Below are 14,174 nucleotides of genomic sequence, written 5' to 3' on the forward strand. Positions count from 1 at the left end.
CAACAAGGAGATACCAATGAAAACATATATGATGGCCGCTGCTGCGGCGCTGACAACTGCGACGTCTGCTTTTGCGGCGGATGACGTGACACTGCAGCTGAAATGGGTGACCCAAGCACAATTCGCGGGTTACTATGTCGCGCTGGAACAAGGGTTCTACGAAGCCGAGGATCTAAACGTTGAAATTCTGGCTGGCGGTCCTGACATCGCACCAGGTCAGGTGCTGGCTGGTGGTGGCGCTGACGTGATGATCGACTGGATGCCTTCGGCGCTGGCAGCGCGTGAAAAGGGCCTGCCGATCGTGAACATTGCGCAGCCTTATAAATCGTCGGGCCTGATGCTGACCTGCTGGAAAGACAGCGGTATCACTGGACCGGAGGATTTCGTTGGAAAAACCATCGGCGTCTGGTTCTTTGGTAACGAATATCCGTTCCTGTCGTGGATGAGCCAAGAAGGCATTTCGACCGCTGGCGGTGAAGACGGCGTAACCGTTCTGAAACAAGGCTTTAACGTTGACCCGCTGCTCCAGCGTCAGGCTGAATGCATCTCCACCATGACCTACAACGAATACGGTCAGGTGCTAGAGGCAGGCGTTTCCCCTGACGAACTGGTTACCTTTAAATACGAAGACGAAGGCGTATCCACGCTAGAGGATGGTCTGTACGTGCTAGAGGAAAATCTGGCCGATCCAGAGTTCGCAGACAAAATGGTTCGTTTCGTCCGCGCATCGATGGAAGGCTGGAAATGGGCCGAAGAAAACCCAGAAGAAGCAGCCATGATCGTTCTGGACTACGACGAAACCGGCGCCCAGACCGAAGAGCACCAGATCTATATGATGGGCGAGGTTGCCAAACTGACCGCGGGTTCGGACGGCACTCTGGACGTCGCGGACTATGAACGCACGGTTGCCACGCTGCTGGCAGGCGGTTCGGACCCAGTGATCACCATGGAGCCTGAAGGCGCATGGACCCACGCGATCACTGACGCTGCACTGCAGTAAACATATCTCGGGGGGCGGATTACGTCCCCCGATTTCGCTTGCGCCTATGGGTTGCAAATGCACATGATGACATCGCCAAATAAAGGTGGTTGTTATGTACAGCAGTTTCCCTGTGGACGGGTCAAACGCCCGTATCCTTGCCCCTCAATCCGAACTTTCATTCTATTGCCCGCAGTCCGTCGATGTGCCGCGCGATATCACGCCGTTGCAGGTTTGGAATCTGATGATGGCAAAACCTTTGCCGTTTTTGAAAACGGCGTTTTTAATCCGCGATAAGGTGTCCGCGCTATTTGGTGTGAAACAGATCGGCGGGTTTGAACGCCGCGCGGTTGATCAGGTTGAGGTGGGCGAAAAGCTCGATTTCTTTTTGGTTGAATATATCGATGATCAGGTGATGTTGCTGACAGAACGGGACAAACATCTGGATGTGATGACCTGTATTTCGGTTCAGGATCGGCAGCTGACGATCACGTCGTCCGTGCGGACGCACAATGCGTTCGGTCGTTTATATATGATCCCCGTCGCGCCTGCGCATAAATTGATTGTGCGAACTATGCTGAACCGTCTGCAAAAGGCGATGGCCTAACGTTCGTTCAGGCCTTTGCCTGTGATAATGGCTGGGCGGGCCTTTTCGATGCGGTTGAAACGGGTTTGCACCTGTTTAGCGCCCGCGACATGCAAAAACCAACTGCGCTGACGGCCTGGGGTTAGGGCGTGGAAAGCCTCGGCCAATTCGGGGTCGGCGTCCAAAGCCTCGGCCAGTTCTTCGGGCATTTCGCGTTCGGGCGCGGGGGGCAGGGGAATTGCGGCGCGTTCGACGCGCACAGCCTCGGCCATGAGTGCGGCGATGGCATCGGCGTTGGCAATCAGATCATCCATCGACGACAGCTTCACAACGCGGCCCGCGTGCCCGTTTTCGCCCTGTTTGACCAGCAAACCGTTGGGGTCATCCATGATGATCCCTTTGAAAAAATTCACTGTGGCGAAATCTTTGAACGCGCTGATGATGAACGTGTTTTTGCCATCAACGGCATAGCACGGCTGCCACCACTTTTTCTCTTCTGTGACTTCCAATTCCAGCGCCATCGCCCGCAGGCGGCGGTGAATGTCCTGCCACGGGCCGGTTTTGTCGAAATAGAAATCTAGGTCAGGGTTCGGTTGCGCCATGGGTCACCATACGAAAAAGGGCGGGGAAAGTCCCCGCCCAAATTCATGAATGTCAAACTGATTAGCCGATGATTGCGTTCAGCGTCGCCGATGGGCGCATCACTGCTGCAACTTTGGCTGGGTCCGCGTGGTAGTAGCCGCCCAGATCAACTGGTTTGCCTTCGCCAGCGGCCAGTTCGGCCAGAATGGTTTCTTCTTTGTCAGCCAGTTCTTTGGCGATTGGCGCAAAGTGAGCCGCCAGATCAGCGTCTTTACCTTGTGCTGCCAGTGCCTCTGCCCAGTAACGTGCGAACCAGTAGTGCGAAGTACGGTTGTCGTTCTGGCCAACTTTACGTTCAGGCGAATTGCCGTTCAGCAGAACCTTTTGGGTCGCGTCTTCGATTGCGTCGCCGAATACGCCAGCCTTTGCCATGCCTTTATCAGCAAGGAAGTTGAAGGATTCACCCAGCGCACAGAATTCGCCAAGGCTGTCCCAACGCAGGTGGTTTTCTTCGACCAGCTGCTGAACGTGTTTCGGAGCCGAACCACCAGCGCCGGTTTCGAACAGACCGCCGCCCTGCATCAGGGACACGATCGACAGCATCTTCGCCGAGGTGCCCAGTTCCAGAATTGGGAACAGGTCGGTCAGGTAGTCGCGCAGAACGTTACCGGTGATGGTGACAACGTCTTTGCCCTGAACCATGTTTTCCAGTGTGAAACGGGTTGCTTTTTCTGGGGACAGGATAGGGATGTCCAGGCCTGCTTCTTTCAGGGCTGGTTCAACGTATTTGATCAGTTCGGCGTCGTGGGCGCGGTTTGCGTTCAGCCAGAATGCCGACGTGCCGGTTGCCTTGTGACGGCGGATCGCCAGTTTGATCCAGTCTTCGATCGGAGCCTGTTTTACAGTTGCCGAACGCCAGATATCGCCTTTGCCTACGGTCAGTTCGTGCAGAACGTCGCCGTTGTCCAGAACGATGCGGACGGTGCCCGCTGCTGGCATTTCAAAGGTGGTTGGGTGCGAACCATATTCTTCGGCTTTTTGTGCCATCAGACCGACGTTGGAAACCGCGCCACAGGTGGTCACGTCCAGTTTGCCGTTCTCTTTGAAGTAGTTGATGGTTTCCGCATAAACACCTGCATAGGAATTATCAGGGATACAGCATTTGGTGTCTGCTGGTTTGCCGTCTGGACCCCAACCGATGCCGCCTGCGCGGATCACTGCAGGCATGGATGCGTCAATGATAACGTCCGATGGTACGTGCAGGTTGGTGATGCCTTTGTCGCTGTCTACCATGTACATTGGCGGACGTGCGTCCAGTGCGGCTTTCAGGTCTGCTTTCAGCGCGTCGTCGCCAGCAATCAGTTTTTCCAGATCGCCGATGCCGCCGTTCGGGTTGAAACCCAGCTCAGCCAGTTTTTCGCCGTGTTTCGCGATGAAGTCTTCAAGGTAGACCGATACAAAGTGACCAAAGATGATCGGGTCCGAAACCTTCATCATCGTGGCTTTCATGTGGACCGAGAACAGAACGCCTGGTTCCATGCTGTCGATTTCTGCTTTGATGAAATCGCGCAGGGTCGCAACGGACATGTAGGTCGCGTCAACGATGGTGCCTTCTTCGTATTTCAGGCCGTCCTTTAGAACGGTTTCGGTGCCGTCTTCAGCGGTGAAGGTGATTTTGGCGCCGCCAGCTTGGGCTGCGGTGATGGTTGCCGATACTTCGTTCGCAAAGAAATCGTTGCCTGGCATAGACGCAACGCAGGTTTTGCTGTCGGCGGTCCATTCACCCATCGAATGCGGGTTCGCTTTTGCGTATTCTTTAACAGCTTTGGCCGAACGACGGTCAGAGTTGCCTTCGCGCAGAACAGGGTTCACGGCCGAACCTTTGATCGCGTCGTAACGTGCGCGGATGTCTTTTTCTTCGTCGGTTTTTGGTTCCGACGGATAGTCTGGCAGGGCGTAGCCTTGGGACTGCAGTTCAGCGATCGCTGCGTTCAGCTGAGGAACCGAAGCCGAAATGTTCGGCAGTTTGATTACGTTGGCTTCTGGTGTTTTTACCAGCTCGCCCAGTTCCGCCAGATCGTCGGAAATGCGTTGTTCTTCGGTCAGGTAATCAGGGAAAGCCGACAGGATGCGGGCTGCAACCGAAATGTTGCGGGTGTCTACGGAGATGTCCGCAGCACTTGCAAAAGAACGGATGATCGGCAGCAGGGACCCGCTGGCCAATTCTGGGGCTTCGTCAACAATGGTGTAAATAATATCAGGCGTCTTTGCCATGGGTCGCTTCTCCGCTTTAGTCGCTGGCGCGATGGGCATTTAGCATAGAACGCCAACCGTCCTATACCGTTGCGCACGGGATAAATGGCCCCCGCGCTCAAGTCAATGTGTGCAATTGTATACCGAGAGGTTTTGCGACGATTTGTACAAATATGGGTTGATGTTTTCTATATTTCCAGAATAATTGAATTATGGAAAAGAATGAAGCATTGGCAGCTTTGTCTGCATTGGGCCAAGAAACGCGATTGGATGTGTTCCGATTGCTGGTCGTCGCTGGCGAAGAAGGCTTGTTGGCAGGTCAAATCAGCGACGCATTGGACCTGCGCGCGAATACTTTGTCCGCCAATCTAACAATTTTGCTGAACGCGGGGCTTGTACACAACAAACGCGAGGGCAGGGCGATCCGCTATTTTTCCAACATGCAGGGGATGCGCGGATTGCTGGATTACCTAACCAAAGATTGTTGCGGCGGTGCGCCTGACGGATGCCTGTAACCGCAACGAAATTTACCAACTACCCAACGAAATAGGATTATACCGTGGCCGACCCGATAGACACGTGTCTCAACCCAATTGACCCGACTGCGTTGTTCCCAACTGAACAGAGCACCCACGCGCCGCGGATTTTGATCCTGTACGGATCCCTGCGCGAACGCAGCTTTTCGCGCCTATCGGCCGAAGAAGCCGCCCGCATTCTGGAACGGTTTGGGGCAGAGGTGAAAATCTACAACCCATCCGGTCTGCCTTTGGTCGATGATGGCGTGGACGCGTCCCACCCAAAGGTGCAGGAACTGCGCGAACTGGTGAAATGGTCCGAAGGCATGGTCTGGTCGTCGCCCGAACGTCATGGCGCGATGACGGGATTGATGAAAACTCAGATCGATTGGATTCCGCTGTCAGATGGCGCGGTACGACCGACCCAAGGCAAAACGCTGGCGGTAATGCAGGTTAGCGGTGGCAGTCAGTCGTTCAATGCTGTCAATCAGATGCGCATTTTGGGCCGCTGGATGCGGTGCCTGACCATTCCGAACCAGTCTTCGGTCGCTAAGGCGTGGAAAGAATTCGACGACGATGATCGGATGAAACCATCCGCCTATTACGACCGCATCGTGGACGTGATGGAGGAGCTGGTGAAATTCACGCTACTCACTCGCGATATCAAGGACCATCTGGTTGATCGCTATTCCGAACGCGTTGAAACCGCTGAACAGTTGATGAACCGCGTCAACAATACCTAAGGCAGCGGCCCCGTTTGCCACAGCTGAATGCGCAGCCCGCCGTGTGAAATCGGCGGGTTTTCTGGCTCAAACGGTAGGCCCGTTGTTTTCGCCAGTGCGGGCTCTGACGTGATGATCCCCACGCGCCATCCCGAAAACCGATCCAGCAGGGTTTTGCCCAGTGCGCCGTAAACCGCGTACAGCAGTTTTTTGTTACCGATCCGTGCGCCGTAGGGCGGGTTGACGATCACGATGCCTGGCGCTCCGTCAGGGCGGGGCAGGTCGCTAACCGCGTGGTGTTCGAACGTTACCCAGTCATCTACACCCGCGCGGGCGGCATTTTCGCGCGCGCCTTTGATCGCGCCAGCATCGCGGTCGGATCCGTAAAACACCTGCGTTGGCGTGCCATTTGTTGCGCCGCTGCGGATTTTGTCGAACGCCGCCTGATCAAAAGACGCAAATTTTTCAAAAGCAAAGCTGCGGTCGCGGCCCGGCCATAGGTTTGCGGCGATCTGCGCAGCCTCGATCGCAAAAGTGCCGGACCCGCACATTGGATCGACTATCGATTGCGTCCCATCATAGCCCATCTGTTCCAAAAACAGCGCCGCCATATTTTCACGCATCGGCGCCTTGCCCACGAATGATTTGTGGCCACGTTTGTGTAGGCTTTCACCTGAGCTATCTAGCGATATTGTGCATAGATCATCCTCAATCCGCACCTTGAGCGTGATGTCGGCTTTGTCCGACAGCGTCGCGCCAAAGCTTTCGGTTAGCGCGGTTTCGATACGCTGTTTGGCGGCTTTGGCATGGTAGATTTTTGATTTGCGGCAGGTGACATCGACCTTGATCGGGACATCTTTGCGCAGAGTGTCGCCCCACGGGAATTTGCGCGCGCGTTTGTCCAGCTGCGCCAGATGCATCACGCGGAACGATCCGATCCGAACCAAAACGCGGGCGGCGCCGCGCAGCACCAAATTGGCGCGCCACACGTCAGGCCAGTCGCCGTTTACGGTCACGCCGCCTGTGGATGTGCCTTGTACGGAAAACCCCGCCCGGGCAGCTTCGGCAGCTAGCGCGTTTTCAAAACCGGGGGCGACAGAAAGGAATAGTTCTAGATCAGACATGCGCCTACCTACCGCGAAACGCATCCCTGCGCCATATTGGGAAACGTTAATAAAGTTGAAATGTTTGATAGGCTTTATTATCAAAACATGAACGCGTATCGGATTGTTTTTTCGATATTTCTTTGGGGTAGGGCGACGATATGGCCATCCATCCGGTGATTTTATGTGGCGGGTCGGGCACGCGGTTGTGGCCGCTGTCGCGACAATCATATCCCAAACAATTCGTTCCATTGGTCGGCGAAGAAACGTTGTTTCAGGCATCTGCACGACGTTTATCCGGCCGCGATTTTGCCGCGCCTTTGATCCTGACGGGATCTGATTTTAGATTTATCGTCGTCGAACAGCTGCAATCTATCGGAATTGATCCGGGTGCTATTCTCATCGAACCCGAAGGCCGCAATACAGCCCCCGCGATTTTGGCGGCTGCGATGTATCTGGCTAAATCTGATCCAGATGCTGTCATGCTAGTCGCCCCTTCAGATCATGTGTTGCCCGATACCGAAGCATTCCATGATGCCGTGCAACAGGGTTTGGCTGCGGTAGAGCAGGGGCGATTGGTGACATTCGGCATCCACCCAGCAGGACCGAACACGGGCTATGGATATCTGGAATTGGCAGCGGAACCCGATGGAACGGGGGCTGCGGTCGCGCTGAAATCCTTTGTTGAAAAGCCTTGCATTGATACCGCAAAAACGATGGTGGACGCAGGAAATTTCCTGTGGAATGCAGGAATTTTCTTGTTCAGGGTTGGTGATGTTCTGGATGCCTTTAACCAACTGGCGGCTGATCTGGTTGCGCCAGTGCAGGGCGCGGTGGACGGCGCGAAACCCGATCTGGGTTTTCTGCGGTTGTCCCCTGAACCATGGCAGAATTGCCCCGATATTTCTGTCGACTATGCCGTGATGGAAAAGGCGACCAACCTATCGGTTGTGCCATATAGCGGGGGCTGGTCCGATTTGGGCGGTTGGGATGCCGTATGGTCAGAATCGCAGCCGACCGACCGCGGCGTTGTACTAAGTGGCAGCGCAACGTCGATTGACTGTGCTAATTCGTTGCTGCGATCAGACAGCGAAAATTTGGAATTGGTTGGCATCGGACTCGAGAACATTATCGCCGTGGCAATGAATGATGCAGTGCTGGTGGCCGATAAATCACGAGCGCAGGATGTGAAATTGGCGGTTTCGGCGCTTAAGTCGAAAAACGCACCGCAAGCCACTGATTTTCCAAAGGATCACCGCCCTTGGGGCTGGTTCGAAAGTTTGGTTAGCGGCAGCCGGTTTCAGGTCAAACGCATTCACGTACACCCAGGTGCATCACTCAGCTTACAAAGCCATTTTCACCGATCAGAACATTGGGTTGTTGTTCAAGGCACAGCGCGTGTCACCTTGAATGATGCATCGAAATTGGTGACGGAAAATGAATCCGTCTATATTCCTGTCGGATCGGTTCACCGTTTGGAAAACCCGGGCAAAGTGCCGTTGGTCGTCATCGAAGTGCAAACAGGCACCTTTATGGGCGAAGACGATATCACGCGCTACGACGACAAATACGCGCGCGGCGAAGGCGCAAAGGGGTAGGGGATGGCGCCTGCCTTTGGCACCAGCGGTTTGCGCGGATTGGTTTCGGATTTAACCGATGAACTGGTGCGCGACTATGTGCGTGCTTTTCTGACGACCGTAACCGTGACAGCGGTTTATGTAGGTCGTGATTTGCGGGAATCGTCGCCGCGTATTTCGCAGGCCGTCATATCAGCTGTTAGGGAGGCGGGCTTGATCGCGGTTGATTGCCGCGCGGTCCCGACGCCTGCATTGGCCTGCGCAAGCCTACAAAATCAAGCCGCTGCCATCATGGTCACAGGAAGCCATATTCCCGCGGATCGTAACGGCCTAAAATTCTACACCCCGCTCGGTGAAATTACGAAAAGGGACGAGGCGACGATTAACGCAGCTTTGGGTGCCGTGTTTGTTGCCGATGACGGGCGCGTTGAAGCAGCAGAGGTTTTGGGCTCATTCGCCAAACGCTATGTCGATGCGTTCGGTGCCAACGCGCTGAAAGGGTTGCGGGTCGGGGTGTACCAGCACAGTTCGGTCGCGCGTGATCTGTTGGTTGATGTGATTGCTCAACTTGGTGCGATTGCCGTTCCATTGGGGCGTTCGGAAAATTTTGTTCCCGTTGATACCGAAGCTGTCGATCCTGATACGCGACAATTGCTGGCCCAGTGGTGCCAAGACCATGAATTGGATGCAATTGTATCGACAGACGGTGATGCCGATCGCCCCATGGTCGCGGATGCAACAGGGCAAGTGATTGCTGGCGATGTTTTGGGTGTTCTGACCGCCTTGGATTTGGGTGCCGAGGCTGTGGTCACCCCCATTAACGCCAATTCAATGGTCGAAAAGGTCGGCTTTGCCGAAGTTCGTTTCACCCGCATCGGTTCGCCATATGTCATCGCAGGCATGGATGAATATCGTGGGCGGCAGGTCGTGGGGTTTGAACCCAACGGTGGTTTCTTGCTTGGCTTTGACGCATATGGCGGTGCGACGAAGGCTTTGCCCACCCGTGACTGCATGCTGCCGATATTGGCGCCTTTGTGCATGGCTGCAAGGCGCGGGGTTAAAATCGCTGAACTGGTCGCCGAATTGCCGCAGATATTTACGGCGGCTGATCGTTTGAAGGATATTCCGACACCGCAATCCAAAGCGTTCACTTAGCAGATTGTGGGCGATCCGCAGTCTACGTTCTTTCGTCAGTTTGGTAAAACGGACTACATCGACATGACAGATGGGGTTCGGGCAATGTTTGAAAACGGGGACGTTCTGCATCTGAGGCCGTCCGGAAACGCGCCAGAATTTCGCATTTATGCACAGTCCACATCGCGCGAATTGGCGAATGATCTGCTGCTGCGTGGTTTGTCGGCTGTTCGGGCTGCATTGATCGACACTGTCGCATAATTACTATGCCAGCGTGCAAAGCCCGATGTTTTGAACGGTCGATTGTTGCGCTTGGCCCTTATTCGCCCAACAAAGCAACGTAATAGATAGCTGATAAAAGGGTTTTCCATGCCTACCGCCTTAGTCACCGGCGCTGCCGGATTTATCGGATCGTTCGTTTGCCGTACCTTGCTAGAGGAAGGTTGGCGCGTGATCGGGCTGGATTGCATGTCGGATTACTATGACGTCAGCCTGAAAGAACGCCGCGAAGACATCTTACGCGCTTACGACAATTATCGGTCGGTCCATGACAAGGTGGAAACACCTAACCTATTGATGTCGCTGTTTGAACAGGAACGCCCCGATGCGGTGATCCACCTCGCAGCCCAAGCTGGCGTGCGCTATTCCATCGACAATCCGCGCGCATATCTAGAAAGCAACATCGTCGGCACCTTTGAACTGCTAGAGGCCGCCCGCGCGTTCCCGCCCAAACACATGCTGCTGGCGTCCACGTCGTCGGCCTATGGCGCGAACACCGAAATGCCATACGTCGAAACGCACAAGGCCGACCACCAGATGTCATTCTATGCGGCGACCAAAAAATCGACCGAAAGCATGGCGCATTCCTACGCGCATCTGTTCGACCTGCCGATTACGATGTTCCGCTTTTTTACGGTCTATGGCCCGTGGGGTCGCCCCGATATGGCGCTGTTCAAATTCACCAAAGCGATTTTGGAAGGCAAGCCAATCGACGTCTATAACTATGGCGATATGAAGCGCGACTTTACCTATGTCGAAGATCTGGTTCACGCGATCCGCCTGCTGATCGACGCGGTGCCCGTACGTCCAGCCGATGGTGTGGTGCCCGAAGGCGACAGCCTGTCCCCCGTCGCCCCGTTCCGCGTTGTGAACATCGGCAACAACGACGCCGTCCAACTGACCGATTTTATCGAAGCGATCGAGGCCGCGACCGGCCAAACCGCCGAACGTAACCTAATGCCAATGCAAGCGGGCGATGTGCCTGCGACTTGGGCCGACGCCGACCTGCTGAAATCCCTGACGGGCTACGCCCCCAAAACATCCGTGCGCGACGGCGTTGCGAATTTCGTCAGGTGGTATCGCCAGTTCTATCAGGTCTAATGCAAAACGCCGGCCACTGGGCCGGCGTCTCTACTATGCCTCTCGGGCGCGATCGCGCAGGATGAATTTTTGAATTTTACCCGTCGATGTTTTGGGTAGGGGCCCAAAAATAACGGTCTTGGGGGCTTTGAACCGTGCCATGTGATCGCGGCAAAACGCGATGATGTCCGCGTCGGTGACGTCTTGGCCTGGTTTTAGATCAACGAAAGCGCAGGGCGTTTCACCCCATTTTTCGTCTGGCTTTGCGACGACTGCGGCCTCCATCACGGCGGGGTGACGGTACAGGACGTCCTCAACCTCGATCGACGAAATGTTTTCACCGCCGGAAATGATGATGTCTTTGGATCGGTCTTTGAGTTCGATGTAACCGTCAGGATGCATGACGCCCAAATCACCCGAGGCGAACCATCCGCCTTTGAACGACTCTTCGGTTGCTGACGGGTTTTTCAAGTACCCTTTCATCACAACGTTTCCGCGCATGAAAATTTCGCCCATAGTCTGTCCGTCAGATGGAACAGGGGCCAATGTATCTGGGTTCGCGACCATTAGATCATCCAGCGCAACGTTTTTCACACCTTGGCGGGATTTCTTTACGGCTTTGTCGTCCCCGTCTAAATCGTCCCAAGTTTCTTTCCACGCGCAGACAACCGAAGGGCCGTATGTTTCGGTCAGGCCATAGACGTGGGTTACCTCAACGCCCATCGCTTCCATCTTTGCAATAACGGCTGCGGGCGGAGAGGCGCCTGCGGTCATCACTTTCACCTGATGGGAAAAATCCTTTAGCTCATCTGGCGCATTTGCAAGCATGTTCAGAACGATAGGCGCGCCGCAGAAATGAGTGACCTGTTGATCGCGGATCAATTGGAAAATCGGTTCGGCACGTACGGCACGCAAACACACGCAGACACCCGCATTCGCCGCGATGGTCCAAGGGAAACACCATCCATTGCAATGGAACATTGGCAGGGTCCACAAGTACCTAGAATGCTGCTGCATGCCCCATGTAACGATATTCGACATGGCGTTCAGGTGAGCGCCGCGATGGTGATAAACGACGCCTTTGGGATTGCCTGTGGTGCCTGATGTGTAATTCAGCGAAATGGCGTCCCATTCATTGGCGGGCCCAGACCAGTCAAAATCGGTATCACCTTCGGCAATCAATTCATCATAAGTCATCGACCCGATTTTGCGCCCGCCGTCGAATGTGTCATCGATGATATCAACGACCAAAGCATCCGTCAGGCCCGCCATGTGAATAGCGCGGTCTACTACGTCTGAAAATTCGGGATCGACGATGATAACTTTGGCTTCGGCGTGGGATAGAATAAAGGAAATCGCTTCGGCATCTAGGCGCGTATTGACAGTGTTTAATACAGCGCCTGACATGGGTACTGCGAAATGCGCTTCGAACATTTCAGGAATGTTGGCCGCAATGATTGAAACCGTTTCGCCTTTTTTGATGCCCCGCTTAACCAAAGCCGAGGCCGCGCGTTTCATTCGATCATAGGTTTCCCCCCATGTCTGACGGCGGTCGCCGTACACGATGGCAGGATATTCTGGATAAATGTGCGCGGTTCGTTTTGCGAACGAAAGGGGCGTTAAGGCCTCATAATTTGCGGGGTTTGCGTCTAAACTGACGTCATAGATACTTTGATGTTTCATATTCCTCCCTCCACCAATGTGCATCAGTCTCCTCACTGTGCGCATGGCGCCTGTTATCAGGTCGTTATCAGATTGGCGGATCAACCCATTCGAGTAAATGGGGGTGGGCGTCTTTCTGAAAACGAGAAGGGTGCGTTAAAGTGTAACAGGCCAAAGCGCCTAATCGCGTCGCCCGATTGGGCGACGCCGTGTTTAGGCCGGATATGCAATCATAGATCGGACGCAGTGCTGTGATAATGCAGGCCAATATCCATCACCGATTACCTGTGATGGGATCGTTTCAGTTGAACCATCCCCATACGTCACCAGCAGATCGAAAACGCCTGATATCCCGCGCACGGTTGCAATATCGGCAGGGCGCGTATGTTCGGCGCCGTCTGTTGGAATATAGGATGTCGGCACAGTTCCCTTTTCCAACTGCATGCCCAGAATGACGATATCATTCCCTGCTGTAACGCTATGGGGACCTGCCCCAATCGAATGCAATTTGGTCGCGCTGGGCACGAATGACAATCTAACGCGTAATGTCCCATCGGAATGCCGATGCTGATCAATGAATTCGAGCGCCCCTGCAGTATTCGTGCTGACCTTTGCGTCTGCGAATGTTCCGCTCAACGTGGTGCTATTGCCGTCTGATGTTCGGAACGTGACCCTGTAGGTTTCAGATGTCGATGGACGCAACCACAGCGACAGGCAATAGGTTTCGCCTTGCTCTAACTCCACAGAGGGATGGATCAGACGGTGGAATGACGCACCGTTTGATGCACAAAGCACGCCGTCAAATTGCCCTAATGCGTTCAGGGACAATTGCGAAACCGTCGCTGATGACACGGCCCAAGTGTCAACAGATGCACGTGAGTGGATTAACATATTGGTTCGGGCAGGCTCGATCAAAGTTCCGATAACCGCCCCTGTGGTTGGGTCATGGTCCAGCCGCGGAATATCAGTACCGTTCGCAGTCATTATCCCGTCAGCTGCTAGGGAATAACCTGTTCCCGAACGATTAAATTGGACGTTGTTCGTTGGGCCGTTAGGTGTGATCAGGCTTATACCCCGACGTTCTGATGATCGGCTCGTGGCCCAGCAATTCGTTGCGAATCCCAGCATCAATTCACCGTCAACGCATGAATGCCCGAAGCGGTCGTGCCCATATTCAAAACGCGCGTTGCGCCTACCGGTAAAATCGTGAAATCCGCGACCTGAATGTTGCGGGTTTCGCCTGTGACTGTGACGAAGGACAAGTTGCCACCCGTTTCAATATACAGTGCGACTGCGACCTTGCTCAAATCCACGGTGTCGGATGGCGTTACAGGCAACATATCCGTGGCTGGGCCAGACAACGACGGGCTACGATTTGCGAATGGGTTGTTCATGTCTATCTCCTGCATGGTTCTGAAAAGGCAAAGAACTTTGCCAAACAGAATGTGATCGAAGACAGATATAGGAACCGCTGGTTAATGCGTGATTTTCTAACCGTTCGCTAAATAGCGCAACGTACTGATTAGTATTTTGGGAAAACCCAGTGGAGGCGAGTACCGGAATCGAACCGGTGTACACGGATTTGCAATCCGCTGCGTCACCACTCCGCCAACTCGCCGCCAGTGGTGAGCCGTTCTCTATACTGCTTTTTCTGGGGGTGCAAGCGGTTGAAAAAGACATTCTTTGGCTTTCCGCCATTGCA

The 14,174-nt window shown here is 54.4% G+C and carries 14 protein-coding genes and 1 tRNA gene; 8 read left to right on the top strand and 7 right to left on the bottom strand.

From position 1 onward, the window contains the following. The first annotated feature begins 16 nt into the window (after positions 1–16). Together BVC71_RS03250 and BVC71_RS03255 are read left to right on the top strand one after the other, a co-directional pair. The gene (locus BVC71_RS03250; RefSeq protein ID WP_086450177.1) at positions 17–1,000 is read left to right on the top strand and encodes an ABC transporter substrate-binding protein; all 984 of its coding nucleotides are present in this window, start codon (positions 17–19) and stop codon (positions 998–1,000) included. A gap of 94 nt (positions 1,001–1,094) precedes the next feature. Continuing rightward, a complete protein-coding gene (locus BVC71_RS03255; RefSeq protein WP_086450178.1) occupies positions 1,095–1,586 on the top strand; it encodes a DUF2867 domain-containing protein in 492 nt (163 codons plus the stop codon). On the opposite strand, the gene BVC71_RS03260 is transcribed toward BVC71_RS03255, so the two are convergent. Next, positions 1,583–2,167, bottom strand: a complete 585-nt coding sequence (locus BVC71_RS03260; RefSeq protein WP_086450179.1) for a YdeI/OmpD-associated family protein — start codon at positions 2,165–2,167, stop codon at positions 1,583–1,585. The genes BVC71_RS03255 and BVC71_RS03260 overlap by 4 nt on opposite strands. A 61-nt stretch (positions 2,168–2,228) precedes the next feature. After that, on the bottom strand, positions 2,229–4,421 hold the full coding sequence (locus tag BVC71_RS03265; RefSeq protein ID WP_086450180.1) for an NADP-dependent isocitrate dehydrogenase: 2,193 nt from the start codon (positions 4,419–4,421) through the stop codon (positions 2,229–2,231). 191 nt (positions 4,422–4,612) lie between these two features. Between BVC71_RS03265 and BVC71_RS03270 the strand changes: the two genes are divergently transcribed. Beyond that, positions 4,613–4,915 (top strand): ArsR/SmtB family transcription factor, encoded by a 303-nt coding sequence (locus BVC71_RS03270; protein WP_086450181.1) that lies wholly within the window; start codon positions 4,613–4,615, stop codon positions 4,913–4,915. A gap of 44 nt (positions 4,916–4,959) precedes the next feature. Next, positions 4,960–5,658: an arsenical resistance protein ArsH gene (arsH, locus tag BVC71_RS03275; RefSeq protein ID WP_086450182.1), complete on the top strand. Its 699-nt coding sequence runs from the start codon at positions 4,960–4,962 to the stop codon at positions 5,656–5,658. Here the strand turns inward: arsH and BVC71_RS03280 are convergent. Then, a complete protein-coding gene (locus BVC71_RS03280) occupies positions 5,655–6,761 on the bottom strand; it encodes a THUMP domain-containing class I SAM-dependent RNA methyltransferase (RefSeq protein ID WP_086450664.1) in 1,107 nt (368 codons plus the stop codon). The two genes, arsH and BVC71_RS03280, sit on opposite strands and share 4 nt — an antisense overlap. A gap of 140 nt (positions 6,762–6,901) precedes the next feature. Here BVC71_RS03280 and BVC71_RS03285 point away from each other — a divergent pair, with 140 nt between their 5' ends. From BVC71_RS03285 to BVC71_RS03295, 4 genes are all read left to right on the top strand, one after another. After that, entirely contained in the window at positions 6,902–8,338 is a 1,437-nt protein-coding gene (locus tag BVC71_RS03285) for a mannose-1-phosphate guanylyltransferase/mannose-6-phosphate isomerase (RefSeq protein WP_086450183.1), read from the top strand. A 3-nt stretch (positions 8,339–8,341) separates the two neighbouring features. Then, complete coding sequence (locus BVC71_RS03290) at positions 8,342–9,472, top strand: phosphohexomutase domain-containing protein (protein WP_338036450.1); 1,131 nt, start codon at positions 8,342–8,344, stop codon at positions 9,470–9,472. Between the two features lie 63 nt (positions 9,473–9,535). After that, on the top strand, positions 9,536–9,712 hold the full coding sequence (locus tag BVC71_RS15630) for a hypothetical protein (protein ID WP_338036451.1): 177 nt from the start codon (positions 9,536–9,538) through the stop codon (positions 9,710–9,712). 108 nt (positions 9,713–9,820) lie between these two features. Beyond that, positions 9,821–10,831, top strand: coding sequence for an NAD-dependent epimerase/dehydratase family protein (locus BVC71_RS03295; RefSeq protein ID WP_086450184.1), 1,011 nt, complete (start codon positions 9,821–9,823; stop codon positions 10,829–10,831). A 33-nt stretch (positions 10,832–10,864) separates the two neighbouring features. Here BVC71_RS03295 and BVC71_RS03300 read toward each other — a convergent pair whose 3' ends face one another. The 4 genes from BVC71_RS03300 to BVC71_RS03315 all read right to left on the bottom strand — a co-directional run bounded on the left by BVC71_RS03300 (position 10,865) and on the right by BVC71_RS03315 (position 14,090). After that, positions 10,865–12,493: an acyl-CoA synthetase gene (locus BVC71_RS03300; protein ID WP_086450185.1), complete on the bottom strand. Its 1,629-nt coding sequence runs from the start codon at positions 12,491–12,493 to the stop codon at positions 10,865–10,867. 192 nt (positions 12,494–12,685) lie between these two features. After that, complete coding sequence (locus tag BVC71_RS03305) at positions 12,686–13,456, bottom strand: phage head spike fiber domain-containing protein (RefSeq protein WP_086450186.1); 771 nt, start codon at positions 13,454–13,456, stop codon at positions 12,686–12,688. A 143-nt stretch (positions 13,457–13,599) separates the two neighbouring features. Further along, the gene (locus BVC71_RS03310) at positions 13,600–13,866 is read right to left on the bottom strand and encodes a spike base protein, RCAP_Rcc01079 family (RefSeq protein ID WP_086450187.1); all 267 of its coding nucleotides are present in this window, start codon (positions 13,864–13,866) and stop codon (positions 13,600–13,602) included. 150 nt (positions 13,867–14,016) lie between these two features. Further along, positions 14,017–14,090, bottom strand: a tRNA-Cys gene (locus BVC71_RS03315). Between the last annotated feature and the right edge of the window lie 84 nt (positions 14,091–14,174).

The sequence above is a fragment of the Marivivens niveibacter genome (assembly GCF_002150005.2).
Taxonomy (GTDB): domain Bacteria; phylum Pseudomonadota; class Alphaproteobacteria; order Rhodobacterales; family Rhodobacteraceae; genus Marivivens; species Marivivens niveibacter.